The 15,914-nt window shown below is 71.0% G+C and carries 13 protein-coding genes; 9 read left to right on the top strand and 4 right to left on the bottom strand.

What is annotated here, in order from left to right; all coding sequences use genetic code 11:
- Window positions 1-13 precede the first annotated feature (13 nt).
- From L2K70_RS14670 to guaA, 4 genes are all read left to right on the top strand, one after another.
- Entirely contained in the window at window positions 14-1,726 is a 1,713-nt protein-coding gene (locus L2K70_RS14670) for a glycerol-3-phosphate dehydrogenase/oxidase (RefSeq protein ID WP_236402926.1), read from the top strand.
- A gap of 106 nt (window positions 1,727-1,832) precedes the next feature.
- Entirely contained in the window at window positions 1,833-3,443 is a 1,611-nt protein-coding gene (locus L2K70_RS14665) for a succinic semialdehyde dehydrogenase (protein WP_236402925.1), read from the top strand.
- The gene (locus L2K70_RS14660) at window positions 3,444-5,165 is read left to right on the top strand and encodes a GMC oxidoreductase (RefSeq protein WP_236402924.1); all 1,722 of its coding nucleotides are present in this window, start codon (window positions 3,444-3,446) and stop codon (window positions 5,163-5,165) included.
- Between the two features lie 223 nt (window positions 5,166-5,388).
- A complete protein-coding gene (gene guaA, locus L2K70_RS14655; protein WP_236402923.1) occupies window positions 5,389-6,966 on the top strand; it encodes a glutamine-hydrolyzing GMP synthase in 1,578 nt (525 codons plus the stop codon).
- Window positions 6,967-7,067: 101 nt separating this feature from the next.
- Here the strand turns inward: guaA and L2K70_RS14650 are convergent, their stop codons facing one another.
- Window positions 7,068-7,430, bottom strand: a complete 363-nt coding sequence (locus L2K70_RS14650; protein ID WP_236402922.1) for a hypothetical protein — start codon at window positions 7,428-7,430, stop codon at window positions 7,068-7,070.
- Window positions 7,431-7,749: 319 nt separating this feature from the next.
- Here L2K70_RS14650 and L2K70_RS14645 point away from each other — a divergent pair, with 319 nt between their 5' ends.
- On the top strand, window positions 7,750-8,016 hold the full coding sequence (locus tag L2K70_RS14645) for a VOC family protein (RefSeq protein ID WP_236402921.1): 267 nt from the start codon (window positions 7,750-7,752) through the stop codon (window positions 8,014-8,016).
- 95 nt (window positions 8,017-8,111) lie between these two features.
- Here the strand turns inward: L2K70_RS14645 and L2K70_RS14640 are convergent, their stop codons facing one another.
- Entirely contained in the window at window positions 8,112-8,651 is a 540-nt protein-coding gene (locus L2K70_RS14640; protein ID WP_236402920.1) for a pyridoxamine 5'-phosphate oxidase family protein, read from the bottom strand.
- Window positions 8,652-8,807: 156 nt separating this feature from the next.
- Between L2K70_RS14640 and L2K70_RS14635 the strand changes: the two genes are divergently transcribed.
- The 4 genes from L2K70_RS14635 to map are packed head-to-tail and all read left to right on the top strand — an operon-like array spanning window position 8,808 to window position 12,411.
- Window positions 8,808-10,526, top strand: coding sequence for a sodium:solute symporter family protein (locus tag L2K70_RS14635; protein ID WP_236402919.1), 1,719 nt, complete (start codon window positions 8,808-8,810; stop codon window positions 10,524-10,526).
- 25 nt (window positions 10,527-10,551) lie between these two features.
- The gene (locus L2K70_RS14630) at window positions 10,552-10,890 is read left to right on the top strand and encodes a hypothetical protein (RefSeq protein ID WP_236402918.1); all 339 of its coding nucleotides are present in this window, start codon (window positions 10,552-10,554) and stop codon (window positions 10,888-10,890) included.
- Between the two features lie 18 nt (window positions 10,891-10,908).
- The gene (locus L2K70_RS14625) at window positions 10,909-11,616 is read left to right on the top strand and encodes a hypothetical protein (RefSeq protein WP_236402917.1); all 708 of its coding nucleotides are present in this window, start codon (window positions 10,909-10,911) and stop codon (window positions 11,614-11,616) included.
- 21 nt (window positions 11,617-11,637) lie between these two features.
- The gene (gene map, locus L2K70_RS14620; protein ID WP_236402916.1) at window positions 11,638-12,411 is read left to right on the top strand and encodes a type I methionyl aminopeptidase; all 774 of its coding nucleotides are present in this window, start codon (window positions 11,638-11,640) and stop codon (window positions 12,409-12,411) included.
- Between the two features lie 165 nt (window positions 12,412-12,576).
- On the opposite strand, the gene L2K70_RS14615 is transcribed toward map, so the two are convergent.
- The gene (locus tag L2K70_RS14615; protein WP_236402915.1) at window positions 12,577-14,727 is read right to left on the bottom strand and encodes an MMPL family transporter; all 2,151 of its coding nucleotides are present in this window, start codon (window positions 14,725-14,727) and stop codon (window positions 12,577-12,579) included.
- Window positions 14,728-14,801: 74 nt separating this feature from the next.
- A complete protein-coding gene (locus L2K70_RS14610; RefSeq protein ID WP_236402914.1) occupies window positions 14,802-15,884 on the bottom strand; it encodes a hypothetical protein in 1,083 nt (360 codons plus the stop codon).
- Between the last annotated feature and the right edge of the window lie 30 nt (window positions 15,885-15,914).

The raw sequence follows: 15,914 nt of genomic DNA, 5'->3' as shown, positions 1-15,914 counted from the left end.
GAGAATCGACCACATGAGCATCGCCAAGGCCCTCGACGCCGACCAGCGGGCCGACGCGCTCGCCCAGCTCGAGGCCGGTGAGCTCGACGTCCTGGTCGTCGGCGGCGGGATCGTCGGCGTCGGCGCCGCGCTCGACGCCGTGACCCGCGGTCTCAAGGTCGGCCTCGTCGAGCAGCGCGACCTCGCCTCCGGGACGTCGTCGCGCTCGTCCAAGCTGGTCCACGGCGGGCTGCGCTACCTGGAGATGCTCGACTTCGCGCTGGTGAAGGAGGCGCTCGAGGAGCGCGGCCTCCTGCTCACGCGGCTCGCGCCTCACCTCGTGCGGCCCGTTCCGTTCCTCTACCCGCTCGAGCACGCGTGGGAGCGGCCCTACGTCGGCGCCGGTGTGGCGCTCTACGACGGCATGGCGATGGCGGGCAGGTACGAGATGGGCGTGCCGAAGCACAAGCACGTCTTCCGCAAGCAGCTCGCCCGGATGGCGCCCGACATCAGGACGGACGACCTGCACGGGGCGATCCGCTACTACGACTGCCAGGTCGACGACGCGCGCCTGGTGATGACGATCGCCCGGACCGCGGCCAACAACGGGGCGCACGTCGCGACCCGGGCCAAGGTGACGGGCTTCCTCCGCGACGGCGACCGCGTGGTCGGGGCGACCGTCCGCGACCTCGAGGGGGAACGCGACCTGGAGGTGCGCGCCCGGGTCGTGATCAACGCGGCCGGTGTCTGGACCGACGAGGTGCAGGAGGTGCTCGGCGGCGAGGCCCAGCTCGACGTCGACGCCAGCAAGGGCATCCACCTCGTCGTCCCGCGCGACCGGATCCGCTCGGAGTGCGGCTTCATCACCAAGACCGAGAAGTCCGTGCTCTTCGTCATCCCGTGGGACCAGTTCTGGATCATCGGCACCACCGACACGCCCTGGGACTACGACCTCGCACACCCGGCGGCCAGCAAGGCCGACATCGACTACCTGCTGGGCCACGTCAACCGGCTGCTGAAGGACCCGCTCGACCACCGCGACGTCGTCGGTGTATGGGCCGGGCTCCGGCCGCTGCTCAAGCCGATGCGCAAGGAGGGAGAGATGGGGGAGACCACCAAGCTGTCCCGTGAGCACACGGTCGCGAGCCCCGTCCCGGGCCTCGTCCTCGTCGCCGGCGGCAAGCTGACGACGTACCGCGTCATGGCGCGCGACGCCGTCGACCACGCACTCCGTGACGTCGGGTCCGCGCCCCCGTCGATCACCGACCGGGTGCCGCTGATGGGCGCGTGGGGCTTCGAGGCGCGCAGCAACCAGCGGGTGGCGCTGAGCCGCTCGTCGGGCCTCGACATCGGGATGGTCGACCACCTGCTCGGCCGCTACGGCGGGCTCGTCGACGAGGTGCTCGCGCTGATCCACCAGCGTGCCGAGCTCGCCGAGCCGCTCCCCGGCGCGGAGCACTACCTCAAGGTGGAGGTGCTGTACGCCGTCACGCACGAGGGCGCGCGCCACCTCGACGACGTCCTCGCCCGCCGCACCCGCGTGTCGATCGAGACCTTCGACCGGGGGATCGCGGCCGCCCGACCGGCGGCGGAGCTGATGGCAGAGGCGCTCGGCTGGGACGACGCGCAGCTCGAGGACGAGGTCGACCACTACCTGCGGCGCGTCGAGGCCGAGCGGCAGAGCCAGCTCATGCCCACCGACCAGGAAGCGGACGAGGCGCGGGTCAAGGCGCCGGACATCGTCTGACGACCCCGTCGCTGCGGACGTTGACAAAATTCGCACATGTGTCAAATGTCGGGACAGAAGTGACCGACCGGTAGCAACCCGCGCGGACCCGACCTACGCTGCGAGGATGAGCGAGCAGCGCGCCAACCCCCTCACCGACGGCCCGGCCGATCCCGAGCACGACAGCACCGCGGCCTACGGCCTCGACCGGTCCTACGTCGCCGCCCTCACGCGGCGGATCGTGAGCACGACGGGGGAGACGCGCGCGGTCTTCTCGCCGATCGGCGGAGCACCGCTCGCGCACGTCCCCCAGTCCGGTGCGGGCGACGTCAGCGAGGCCTTCTCGCGGGCCCGCCACGCGCAGGCCGCCTGGGCCGCGACGCCGCTCGACGAGCGCGCAGCCACGCTGCTCCGCCTCCACGACATCCTGCTGGACCGGCAGGAGGAGCTCATCGACCTCGTCGTGTGGGAGTCGGGCAAGGCTCGCAAGGACGCCTACCTCGAGGTCGCCCACGTCGCGCTGACCGCTCGCTACTACGCCCGCACGGCCCACGAGCACCTCGACTCGCGACGGGTCGGCGGGATGTTCCCCGTGCTCACCCGTGCCGAGGTGCACCGCGTGCCCAAGGGCGTCGTCGGCATCATCTCGCCCTGGAACTACCCGCTCACCATGGCGCTCTGCGACGGCCTCCCGGCCCTGCTCGCCGGCAACGCCGTCGTCGCCAAGCCCGACGCGCAGACGATGCTCACCGCACTCCTCGCCGCGCAGCTGCTCGACGAGGCCGGCTTCCCGCCCGACCTGTGGCAGGTCGTGGCCGGGCCCGGGCCCGAGGTGGGTGGCGCGATCGTCGCCGGGGCCGACTACGTCTGCTTCACCGGGTCCACCGCGACCGGCCGCACCATCGCCCGGCAGTGCGCCGAGCGGCTGATCGGCTGCTCGCTGGAGCTCGGCGGCAAGAACCCGATGCTCGTCCTGCGCGACGCCGACGTGCACCGCGCCGCAGAAGGCGCCGTGCGCGCGGTGTTCTCCAACGCGGGCCAGCTCTGCGTGTCGATGGAGCGGCTCTTCGTCGCCGACCAGGTCTACGACCGCTTCGTCGACGCCTTCGTCTCCCGCACCCAGGCGATGACGCTGGGGGCCAGCCAGGACTGGAGCGTCGACATGGGCTCGCTCATCTCCCAGGCCCAGCTCGACACCGTCACCCGGCACGTCGAGGACGCCGTCGCCAAGGGCGCGCGCGTGCTGACCGGCGGCAGGGCGCGACCCGACCTCGGTCCGTTCGTCTACGAGCCGACCGTCCTCGAGGGCGTCTCGGCCGACATGGAGTGCTTCGGCAAGGAGACCTTCGGCCCGGTCGTCTCGCTCTACCGGTTCCACAGCGAGGACGAGGCCGTCGAGCGCTCCAACGACGGGATGTACGGCCTCAACGCCTCCGTCTGGACCCGCGACGGCGCCCGTGGCCGCGCGGTCGCGCGTCGCATCAGGTGCGGCACGGTCAACGTCAACGAGGCCTACGGCGCGACCTTCGGCTCCCTCGGTGCGCCGATGGGCGGCATGCGGGAGTCCGGGATGGGCCGTCGCCAGGGCGCCGAGGGCATCCACCGCTACACCGAGGTGCAGTCGGTCGCGACCCAGCGGCTGGTGCCGATCGCGCCACTGTTCGGGATGTCGGAGGAGACCAACGCCAAGGTGCTGACTGCCTCGCTGCGACTGCTCAACAAGCTGGGGCGAGCCTGAATGACCACCTCCCCCGACATCCAGCACTACGACGTCCTCGTCATCGGGTCCGGCTTCGGCGGCTCGGTCACCGCGCTGCGGCTGACCGAGAAGGGCTACTCGGTCGGCGTGCTCGAGGCCGGCGCGCGCTTCGAGGACGACGACTTCCCCGCGACGTCGTTCGACGCGAAGCGCTTCCTCTTCGCGCCGTCGCTGGGGATGTACGGCATCCAGCGCATCGACATGGTCAAGGACTGCCTGATCCTCGCCGGTGCCGGCGTCGGCGGCGGCTCGCTGGTCTACGCCAACACGCTCTACGAGCCGCTCGACGCGTTCTACCGCGACCCGTCGTGGGCTCACATCACCGACTGGAAGTCCGAGCTCGCGCCCTACTACGACCAGGCCAAGCGGATGCTCGGCGTGGTCGAGAACCCCCGGCACACGCCGTCCGACGAGGTGATGAAGCAGGTCGCCGAGGAGATGGGGGTCGGCGACACGTTCCACCCGACCCCCGTCGGCGTCTTCTTCGGTGGCCCCGACGCGCAGGGCGGCGAGGAGGTCGCGGACCCGTACTTCGGCGGGGTCGGGCCCGCCCGCAACGCGTGCCTCAACTGCGGCGAGTGCATGACCGGCTGTCGCCACAACGCCAAGAACACCCTGGTCAAGAACTACCTCCACCTCGCCGAGCAGGCCGGGGCGGTCGTCCACCCGCTGACCACCGTGACTCGCGTCCGCCCCCGCGAGGGGGGCGGCTACGAGGTGACCACGCGCTGGACCAAGGCCAAGCTGTCGCGTCGTACCGCCACCAAGACCTTCACCGCCGAACAGGTCGTCTTCTCCGCGGCGGCCCTCGGCACCCAGAAGCTGCTCCACCAGCTCAAGAACGACGGTGACCTGCCGCGGGTCAGCGACCGGTTGGGCGTGCTGACGCGCACCAACTCCGAGGCGATCCTCGGGGCCCTCGCGCCCCGCGCGACGACCGACTTCACCGAGGGTGTGGCGATCACGTCGTCGTGGCACCCGGACGAGGTGACGCACATCGAGCCCTGCCGCTACGGCAAGGGGTCCAACGCGATGGCGCTGATGCAGACGGTGCTGGCCGACGACACCCCGGGCGTCTCGCGGACCCGGACCTGGCTCAAGGAGCTGTGGAAGCAGCGTCGGACGGCCTTCGACCTCTACGACTTCAGGCACTGGTCCGAGCGCACCGTGATCGCGCTCGTCATGCAGACGCTCGACAACTCGATCACCACGAAGTGGGTCAAGGGCCGCCTCGGCTGGCGGATGACGAGCGAGCAGGGCCACGGCCTGCCCAACCCGACCTACATCCCGATCGCCTACGAGGCGACCCGACGGATCGCCGACGCGGTCGGCGGCACGGCCGGCGGCAACGTCGGCGAGGTCTTCAACCGGCCGCTCACCGCACACTTCATCGGCGGCTGCACGATCGGCGACTCGCCGACCACCGGCGTCGTCGACCCGTGGCAGCGGCTCTTCGGCCACGAGGGCCTGCACGTCGTCGACGGGTCCGCGGTGTCGGCGAACCTCGGCGTGAACCCGTCCCTCACCATCACCGCCCAGGCGGAGCGGGCGATGGCGTTCTGGCCCAACAAGGGCGAGGACGATCCACGTCCCGAGCTCGGCGCGACCTACCGCCGGCTCGCGCCCGTCGAGCCGAAGAACCCGGTCGTGCCCGAAGCCGCGCCGGGGGCCCTCCGGCTGCCCATCGTCGGCGTCAGCTGAACCGCGGCCATTTACTTGGGCGGTGCCCGTAACCACCCCTCGCACCCGTCGTTGGCCCACGTGAGGGATCCGGCGCGTCATGCTCCCTCCCAAGGGCCGGGTCCGTCGTATCTCGGCACTGTTCTCAGTGGCGGGGACTCAAGTCCCAGGGCCTGACCACCCTCCCTCCCCGGTCAGGCCCTGGGGCGATTTCGGGCCTGTCAGCACCGATAGACTCCGCGGCGTGACGCAGCCTGCAGAGCACGACCTGGTCCTCGTCGTCGACTTCGGGGCGCAGTACGCCCAGCTCATCGCCCGCCGCGTCCGCGAGGCGCGCGTCTACTCCGAGATCGTGCCGCACACCATGCCGGTCGCGGAGATGCTCGCGCGCAAGCCGAAGGCGATCATCCTGTCCGGTGGCCCGTCGAGCGTGTACGCCGACGGGGCGCCCGGCATCGACGACCACGTGTTCACGGCCGGCGTACCCGTGTTCGGCATGTGCTACGGCTTCCAGCTGATGGCCAAGGGCCTCGGCGGCGAGGTGGCCCACACCGGCGCGCGGGAGTACGGCCGCACCCCCGTCACCGTCACCGAGGCGGGCACCCTCCTCGAGGGGATCCCGGCCGAGCACAAGGTGTGGATGTCTCACGGCGACTCGGTCGCCCGCGCTCCCGAGGGCTTCACGGTCCTGGCGTCGACCGAGGACACCCCCGTCGCCGCCTTCGAGGACGTCGGCCGTGGCCTGGCCGGCGTCCAGTGGCACCCCGAGGTGCTGCACAGCGAGCACGGCCAGAAGGTGCTCGAGCACTTCCTGCACCACATCGCCGGCGCGCGGCAGACCTGGACCATGCTCAACATCGCCGAGGAGCAGATCGAGCGGGTCCGCGAGCAGATCGGCGACAGCGGGCTCGCGATCTGCGGCCTGTCCGGCGGCGTCGACTCCGCGGTCGCCGCGGCCATCGTGCAGCGGGCGATCGGCGACCGGCTGCACTGCGTCTTCGTCGACCACGGCCTGCTCCGCGAGGGCGAGGCCGAGCAGGTCGAGCGTGACTTCGTCGCCGCGACCGGCGTCAACCTGCACGTGTACGACGCCCGCGAGACGTTCCTGTCCGCGCTCGCCGGGGTGACCGACCCCGAGGAGAAGCGCAAGGTCATCGGGCGCGAGTTCATCCGCGCCTTCGAGGCCGCCGAGGTGCAGGTGCTCGGCGAGGCGGCGGACGCCGGCGAGAAGGTCGGCTTCCTCGTGCAGGGCACGCTCTACCCCGACGTGGTCGAGTCGGGCGGCGGCGCCGGCACCTCCAACATCAAGTCGCACCACAACGTCGGCGGCCTCCCCGAGGACCTCGAGTTCGAGCTGGTCGAGCCGCTGCGCACGTTGTTCAAGGACGAGGTCCGGCTGGTCGGCGAGCAGCTCGGCCTGCCGGCCGACATCGTGTGGCGCCAGCCGTTCCCCGGACCGGGCCTCGGCATCCGGATCATCGGCGAGGTGACCGCCGACCGGCTCGACATCCTGCGCCGCGCCGACGCGATCGCCCGCCAGGAGCTGACCCGTGCCGGGCTCGACCGCGACATCTGGCAGATGCCGGTCGTGCTGCTCGCCGACGTCCGCTCCGTCGGCGTACAGGGTGACGGCCGTACCTACGGCCACCCCGTCGTGATCCGCCCGGTCACCTCCGAGGACGCGATGACCGCCGACTGGGCCCGCCTTCCCTACGAGGTGATGGAGCGGATCTCCACCCGCATCACCAACGAGGTGGCCGAGGTCAACCGGGTCACCCTCGACATCACCTCGAAGCCCCCGGGGACCATCGAGTGGGAGTGACGCTCAGCGGTCACAGCAGGCCGGCGGCGCGGAACATCCGGTCGTAGATCTCCCGACTTCTTCTCACGGCGTTGTCGTGGCGCGTGCCGACGCCGGGGTCGTCACCGCGACTCGTCCAGGCAGGTCTCGTGCGGGACGTTGCGCGGACAGCCGCGGAGGTCGGAGCCGATGACGGCACCCGTCACGAGGGTCGTGAGCACCGCGAGGGCGAGTGTGCCGACCCCGAGCGCGCCGCTGCGCCGGACGATGGCGTAGATCGCCAGGGGCGCGGCCGCGACGACGCCGGTGACGGCCAGCGCGACGAGGGTCCCGCCGGGGTCGGTCGACCTGCCGAAGCCTCCACCCGTGCAGCCCGAGACTCCACAGATCGCGAAGCTCGCGTAGAGGGCCGGGGCCGCAGCGAGCACCAGTCCGAACACGACGAGCGAGACGGTCAGCCGGGTCGAGACGGGGCGGGGTGGCACACCCTCACCATGTCAGACGGCGGCTGTGCTCGGCGTCGGCGTGGACAACGGCTGGCCGTCAGGGACGTCATACGGGCGGGGCAACCGCTGGTGCAGACCGTATGACGTCCTGCAACCGACTCCGGCCAGGTCGGGACGTGTGGCGATCCGGCTGTCGGGGCGACCTCGTCGTCACACGTCGCGGGTCGGCGTAGGTTGACCACATGGCGCGCGCCCTGCACCACCTGGACCTGTGGGTCGAGGACGTGGCGACGGCGGAGGCCGAGTGGGGGTGGCTCCTGGCGGCGTGCGGCTGGCAGCGGGAGGAGGGGATGCTGTCGTGGCTGCACCCCGACGGCACGTACCTCTTCATGGAGCACTCGCCCGACCAGCGCGGAGGCCACACCGGCTGCGAGCCGGCATCAACCACCTCGCTCTCACCGTCGGGACCCGCGACGAGCTGGACAGGGTGCGGGCCGAGTCGACCGAGCACGGCTGGCACGAGATGTACGCCGACCGCTATCCGCACGCGGGCGGCAACGAGCACGTCGCGCTCTACGTCGAGAGCTCCGAGGGCTTCGAGGTCGAGGTCGTCGTCGAGGAGTGACGACAGGCCGCGGCAGGTCAGAATTGCGGGATCGAGGGCGCGCTCGGGTTGCTCGCGTCGAGGGCGGGGTCTCCGTCCGGGAGGGTTCCTGCGAATCACTCGTCCCGCTTCCAGTCGGGCACCGGGGGCTGCTCGCCGTCGACCGGCACGAAGACCGAGCGCTGCGTCGGTCCGTGCGTGTGGACGTACCGCCGGCAGTTGGGGAAGACCGCGTGGGCGCGGACGCGGACGACGAGCTTCGCTCCGGGTAGCTCGCCGACGAGCGGGTCGGTGGGGTCGACAGATGCCTCTCCGTTGACCCGCAGCCGAGAACCGTTGGTGAAGTCGATGAACAGCAGCCCGACGAGCCGGTTCTCGGTCACGTTGCCGATCGTCAGGAACATCCCGTTGCCGTCGTACACCGGGAACGCGAGCGTGTGGTCGTCGACCACCCGGACGAAGCCGGGGTCGCCCCCCTTGTAGGAGCACTGCGGCTGGCCGTGGGCGTCGGCGGTGGCGATGAAGAACATGTCGCGCGCCTCGATGAACTCCCGGTACGACGCCAGGTCGTCCCCGGCGACGCCGGCGAGGCGGTCGGCGAGCCGGCGCGTGTCGAAGGCGTCCTGCAGGGCGCGGTGCGAGTCGCGGTAGTCCATGGCGGTGCCTCTCCGTCCCGAGCATGGCACTCGGAGGGGCCTCTCGGAAGCGTGGTCTGTGCCACCCCCTGCCCTCACCCACCGAAGGGGTGGTCGCATCGCGCGTCGCGCGGGTCTAGGTTGCTGGGTGGCCCAACTGGATACTCGGGAGGACACATGAGCTCCGACACCCTGATCAACGCTTCGTGGCTGGACTACCTCCTGGTCGCGATCTACTTCGCGTTCGTCCTCGGGATCGGCGTGATGGCACGCCGCTCGGTGTCGGACTCGATCGACTTCTTCCTGTCGGGCCGCTCGCTGCCCGCCTGGGTCACCGGCCTGGCGTTCATCTCCGCCAACCTCGGTGCCGTCGAGATCATGGGCATGTCCGCCAACGGTGCCGAGATCGGCCTGCCGACTGTCCACTACTTCTGGGTCGGCGCCGTGCCGGCGATGCTCTTCCTCGGCGTCGTGATGATGCCCTTCTACTACGGCTCGAAGGTCCGCTCGGTCCCGGAGTTCATGTACAGGCGGTTCGGCACCGGCGCGCACCTGGTCAACGCGATCAGCTTCGCGGTCGCCCAGCTTCTCATCGCGGGGGTGAACCTCGCGCTGCTCGCCGGCATCGTGCACGCCCTGCTCGGCTGGCCGATCTGGATCGCGCTCGTCGTCGCCGGCGCGATCGTGCTGTCCTACATCACGCTCGGCGGGCTCAGCGCTGCGATCTACAACGAGGTGCTGCAGTTCTTCGTGATCGTGGCATCGCTGCTGCCGCTCACGCTCATCGGGCTCCACCGCGTCGGTGGGTGGGACGGGCTCACGGAGAAGATCACCGCGGCCGCCGACAAGGCACCGGCCAGCGCCGAGGTCGCGCCCGCCGCCCAGCAGCTCGAGTCCTGGCCCGGCCAGGCGCTCTCCGGCTTCGACTCCTCGCTGCTCTCGGTCATCGGGATCGTGTTCGGCCTCGGCTTCGTGCTGTCCTTCGGCTACTGGACGACCAACTTCGTCGAGGTCCAGCGGGCGATGGCCTCCGACTCCATCTCGGCGGCCCGCAAGACGCCGATCATCGGTGCCTTCCCCAAGATGTTCATCCCGTTCATCGTCATCGTGCCCGGCATGATCTCCGCGGTGCTGGTCCAGGAGATGGTCGACCTCAAGAACGGCGGGACGCCAGCGGGTGGGGCATCGGGTGACGGGGTCGCCTACAACGACGCGCTGCTGCTGCTGCTGATGCGCGACGTGCTGCCCAACGGGCTGCTCGGTCTGGCGATCGCGGGTCTGCTGGCGGCGTTCATGGCCGGCATGGCCGCCAACATCTCGGCCTTCAACACCGTCTTCTCCTACGACCTGTGGCAGCGCTACATCCGCAGGGACCACAGCGACGACTACTACCTGCGCATCGGCCGACTCGCGACGGTCGCCGCCACCGTGATCGCGATCTTCACCGCCCGTATCGCGATGGGCTACACGAACGTCATGGACTACCTCCAGACGCTCTTCGGGTTCTTCAACGCCCCGCTCTTCGCCACGTTCATCCTCGGCATGTTCTGGAAGCGGATGACCCCCACGGCCGGCTGGGTCGGCCTGGTGGCGGGCACCCTGTCGGCCATCGCGGTCGACCGCCTCGCCGCCGCCGGGGTGATCGACCTGCCCGGCCAGGGCGCCGCCTTCCTCGCCGCGTCGACGGCGTTCGTGGTCGACATCGTCCTGAGCGTCGTCGTCTCGCTCGTGACGAAGCCCAAGCCGGCGTCCGAGCTGCGCGGCCTGGTCTACTCCGAGACGCCGCGGGAGGACCGTACGGATCCCGACGAAGCGGCGATGCCGTGGTGGCGTCGTACGGTGCCACTGGCCGGCATCGCGCTCGCGATGGTCGTCGTCCTCAACATCGCCTTCTGACCCGGTTCGAGAGAGAGGAGCCACCATGTCCAACACGTCCAACACGTCCGACACGTCCGACACCACTCGCGAGACCGGCTCGACCCACAAGGCCGGCGTCTTCGACATCCGCAACATCATCGGTGCCCTGCTCGCGCTCTACGGCGTGATCCTCACCCTGGCCGGGCTGCTCGGCGAGCACGAGCCCGAGAAGACCGGCGGGGTCAATGCCAACCTCTGGACCGGGATCGCCCTGCTCCTGGTCGGCGGCTTCTTCATCGCCTGGGCGCGGATGCGTCCGATCGTGGTGCCTGAGCACGTCGAGGCTCCCGACGACGACCCGACGCGCCCCGCGCCGCAGCGCAGGCGCCCGCCCGTCCACTGAGGAGATAACCTCCCCGGGATGTTCCGCGCCCGACTCCTGACCTGCCTCCTCCTGGTCGTCGCACCACTGCTGACGGCCTGCGACGGCGACCAGCCGACGATCGCCCTCCTCGTCGCCGATGCCTCCGGCCCCGCGTCGCGCGTGGTCGACGTCGACCGGTTCACCGATCGCGTCGAGGCGACCTGCGACGAGTGCCGCGTGGCGGTGTACGACGCCGGCGGCGACGCGGGGACCCAGCGCAGCCAGGTCCGCCAGGCCGAGGCGCGCAGCTCCGACGTGGTGGTCGTCGTACCGGTCGACGCCGACGACCTCGCGTCCCTGACCGAGCCGGAGGTCCCGCTCGTCTCGCTCGGCGACCTGCTGCCCGGGTCCGAGGCGTACGTCGGCCTCGCGGAGGGCGACGTGCCGAACCAGTCCGCCACCGACCTCGAGGCCGCCCGTGACGTGCTGCTCGGTGACGAGAAGTCGATGACCTACGTCCCGACGCGCGAGATGAGCGAGCAGGCCGCCGATGTCGCCGTCGCCCTGCTGGCGGACAAGCCTGTCTCCCAGCTGGGTGGACCGGACGCCGAGGAGGTCGACGGCGTCGAGTCCTGGCTCTACGAGCACCAGGACGTCACGGTCGACGGCCTCACCTCCGTGCTGGTGCGGCAGGGCGTGGTGACGCTCGACGACCTGTGCAGCGGCGACACCGAGAAGCGGTGCGAGAAGCTCGGGCTGCGATGAGCCTGCGATGATCGGCGAGCCATGATCGAGATCCTCACTCCCGTCCAGGTCGACCGGGCCCGCCGTACGGGCGCCCTCGTCGGCGACATCCTCGCGACGCTGCGTGGCCGCAGCCTCGTGGGCACCAACCTCCTCGAGCTCGACCGCTGGACCGCGGAGATGATCAGCGACGCCGGTGCCGAGTCGTGCTACGTCGACTACGCGCCGTCGTTCGGCCGCGGACCCTTCGGCCACTACGTCTGCACGGCCGTCAACGACGCCGTCCTCCACGGTCGTCCGCGCGACCAGCGCCTCGAGGACGGCGACCTGCTGACGCTCGACCTCGCGGTCCGCCTCGACGGGGTCGCCGCCGACTCCGCCATCAGCTTCGTGGTCGGGGAGAGCCGTCCCGCCGGCAGCGAGGAGATGATCGCCACGACCCAGCGCGCACTCGCGGCGGGCATCGCCGCGGCCGGACCGGGCGCGCGGATCGGCGACCTGTCGCACGCGATCGGCACCGTGCTGCGCGAGGACGGCTACCCGATCAACATGCAGTTCGGCGGCCACGGCATCGGTACGACGATGCACCAGGACCCGCACGTCTCCAACGACGGCCGCCCCGGTCGCGGCTACCAGCTCCGTCCCGGCCTGCTCCTCGCCCTCGAGCCGTGGATCATGGCCGACACCGACGAGCTGGTCACCGACGACGACGGCTGGACGCTCCGCAGCGCCACCGGCTGCCTGACCGCCCACAGCGAGCACACGATCGCCATCACCGACGACGGCGCCGAGATCCTCACCCTGCCGTCCAGCTGAGCCGGCCGGCGCGCGGTCGCCGTACACGTGTCCGAGACGTGGCCCCCGATCGGACCGTCCAGCGGCCATCGCCCGGACACGTGTGGGCCGTACGACGACGCGCACCCCGTAGTGCGGTGGCCGTGACGCACCAGGTGCACCACCGCCACCGCACAGGGTGTCGACCTAGTGCACCGTCTCCAGTGGCGCGCGGGCCTCGGACTCGGCGAGCGGCTCGTCGGCGGAGTCGAGCTTGCTCGGCCACCAGATCCGGCCGCCGAGGTCGAGGTTGAGCGCGGTGACCAGGACGGAGCGGACGACCATCGTGTCGAGCATGACGCCCAGGGCGACCGCGACCCCGAGCTCGGCGAGGAACACCAGCGGCAGCGAGCCCAGGACCAGGAACGTCGCCGCGAGCACGATGCCGGCGGAGGTGATCACGCCGCCGGTCGAGGCCAGGCCGATGAGCGAGCCCTTGCGGGTGCCGTAGGTGACGGTCTCCTCGCGCACCCGGGTCATCAGGAAGATGTTGTAGTCGATCCCGAGCGCCACCAGGAAGACGAAGGCGAAGAGCGGGAACCCCGGGTCGGACCCGGCGAAGCCGAAGACGTACTCGAAGAGCAGCGCGGAGATGCCCAGCGCGGCGCCGAAGGACAGCACCACCGTCGCGATCAGGATCAGCGGCGCGACCAGGGCCCGGAGCAGGCCGATGAGGATCAGCAGCACGACGCCCAGCACCAGCGGCATGATGACCTTGCTGTCACGCTCGCTCGCGATCTTGGTGTCGAGGTAGAAGGCCGAGCCGCCACCGACCAGCGCGTCCGCGCCGGACACGCCGTGCACCGCCTCGCGGGAGGCCTCGACGATGTCGGCCGCGGTGGAGGAGGAGATGTCGGCGTTGATCGTCGCCTCGAACCACGACCGCCCGTCGGACAGCTCGCGGACCTCGCTCGGCCGGCCGAGTCCGTCGACGCCGGACAGGGCTGCCTCGACGTCGGCGGCCTTGTCGGTCGCGGTGGTGACCTGGATGGTGTTGCTGTTGTCGGACAGGTCGTGCTCGGTGAGCAGCTTCTGGCCCTTGATGGAGTCGAACTCCTTCGTGTAGGTCTCCTCGGTCGACAGGCCCGAGGTGTCGAGCCGGAAGAGGCCGAGGCAGGCGAGGAGCAGCAGGCCGGTCGTGACGACCCACACCCGGCGCGGGCGCGGGGCGATGGCCCGGCCCACGCGCGCCCAGAGGCCGCTGGAGGTGGGCTCGGCGCTGCGGAAGGTGGGGCGCTTGGGCCAGAAGACCCAGCGACCGCAGATCACCAGCAGTGCGGGCAGGAGGGTGACCATCACCAGCACGGTCACGGCCACGCCGATGGCGAGCACGGGGCCGAGGCCCGCGGTCGAGTTCAGCTCGGCGAACGACAGGCACAGCATGCCGATGGCCACGGTCGCGGCGCTGGCCAGGATCGCCGGCGAGGCCCGGTGGAGGGCGAACGCCATCGCCTCGTGGCGGTCCTCGTGGCGGCGCAGCTCCTCGCGGTATCGCGCGACCAGCAGGAGCGCGTAGTCGGTGCCGGCGCCGATGACCAGGATGCTGAGGATGGCCTGGCTCTGCCCGTTGACCGTGAGCCCGGCGTACTTCGCGAGCAGGTAGACGAGCCCGGTGGCGATGAAGTTGGCCGAGACCGCGCACAGGATCGGAAGCAGCCACAGCACGGGGCTGCGGTAGGTGAAGAGCAGGATCACGATCACCACGGCGAGCGTGGCGAAGATCAGGTTGGTGTCGATGCCCTCGAAGGCCTCCGCGGAGTCGGCAGCCTGGCCGCCGTAGCCGGCCAGGTGCACCTCGCCGCCGTCGATCTTCGCGATGTCGCGGATCTCGTCGGCTGCGGCAGGGATGGCGTTCCACCCGTCCGTGCCGAAGTTGAGCACGAAGTAGAGGTAGGCGACCTCCCCGTCCTCCGACACCAGCGTCGGCACGGGCGCGCCCTGGGCGGCGGCGGCCTCCGCGGCGGCGGGGGTCAGGACGCCCTGGTCGGTGACGCCGTCGAGCTCGGCGATCTCCTTGCCGTCCTGCTCCATCGCCGCGAGGTCGTCGTCGGTGAGACCGCCGTCGCGGTGGAAGACGACCAGCGTCGGGATGTCGTTGGGGTCGACGGTCTCGGAGAGCTCGTCGAGCACCTTGGTGGACTCGGCAGAACCGGGCAGCCACGACGACGCCTCGTTGTTCTGCACGTCTGCCAGCTTGGCCGAGAAACCGGCCATGACGACGGTGATGCCGAGGACGGCGGCGAGGACGACCCACTTGGTGACGCGGCCGGTGAGCGATCCGGCGATCTGACGATGCATGCGTAGAGTCGACCAGCCGGGACCGACATCTCGCATCGGTGATTCCCCCGAGGTCTAGACAGGGGGCACCTGCCTCACCGGGTCTGGAGGTGGAACGGCGACCGCGTGTCGATCGACCCGCGGCGCGGCGCGACGGCGTACTCCATCGAGCCGTCCACGCCGAGCCGCACGACGGCCCACTCGCCGTCCTGGTAGGTCACGACGAGCACGTGCGCGGCGTCCTCCCAGACCTCGTCGAAGTACGTCGCCGTGCTGCCGTCGCGCGACGCCGCGAAGGTGCGGACCACAGTGCCGTCGGCGGTGGACAGGATGTCGAGCACCTGCGGGCCGAAGCCGTCCGCGTACGCCGGGGTGCCGAGGACGTGGCGGTTGTCGGTCGAGATGTCGGAGAGCACGTTGTCGCAGGTGCGCCACCTCACCCGCCAGTCACGCATCATGGCGCTGCACGTGCCGAAGTCAGATACCGAGGTGATGCCGCCGAGCCAGCGCCCGCGGCCGGTGGTGGTTTGGCGCAGGTGGGGGACCGTGTCGACGATGCCGTGCGAGGACGTGTAGAAGGCGCGCCGAGGACCGTTGACGGCGATCGAGCAGCCGAAGCCCGGGTCGCCCTCACCCTCCTGGCAGTTCTCGCCGGTGACCGCGACCGCGCGGGCGGGGCCCGTGACCGGGACGCGGTTGAAGCGGAAGACCCGGTCGCCTGCCTGGTCGATGGTCCACACCCGGCCGGCGCGGCCGGCGAACGCGACCACCTGGCCCTGCGGCGAGACGGCGAGGCCGTAGCCGGTGCGCCACTCGCCCCTGCCCGGCGTACCGTCTGCGCCCACCCAGCGCGTGAGCCGACCAGCCCGGGTCTGCACGACGTAGCCCGATCCCATCGGCGCGAACTGGCCGAGGCGGTTCGAGACCGGCGTCGTGCTGCCGTCGGTGCCGTGGATGACGGTCCGTCCGGAGCGTCGCTCGGACCATGCGATGGATGGCGGCGCCCCCTTGTCGAGGTCGGAGACGTCGAGGAGCGTCCGCGCCGCCGCGCGGGTCGTCGGCGTCTCCGTGCCGGCGTACGACGACGGGGCGGGGGAGGCGGCCAGGGCGGAGCCGAGCGCGAGCGTGGCTGCGGCGAGGACGGCGGTGCGGACGATGGTCATGCTCGGGAGACGCATGGGACGAGCGCCTGGTTGCCCGGAGGCGCG

It is taken from the genome of Nocardioides potassii, from assembly GCF_021648885.1.
In the GTDB taxonomy this organism is placed as follows: domain Bacteria; phylum Actinomycetota; class Actinomycetes; order Propionibacteriales; family Nocardioidaceae; genus Nocardioides; species Nocardioides potassii.
This window is presented reverse-complemented; position numbering and strand designations above follow the sequence as displayed.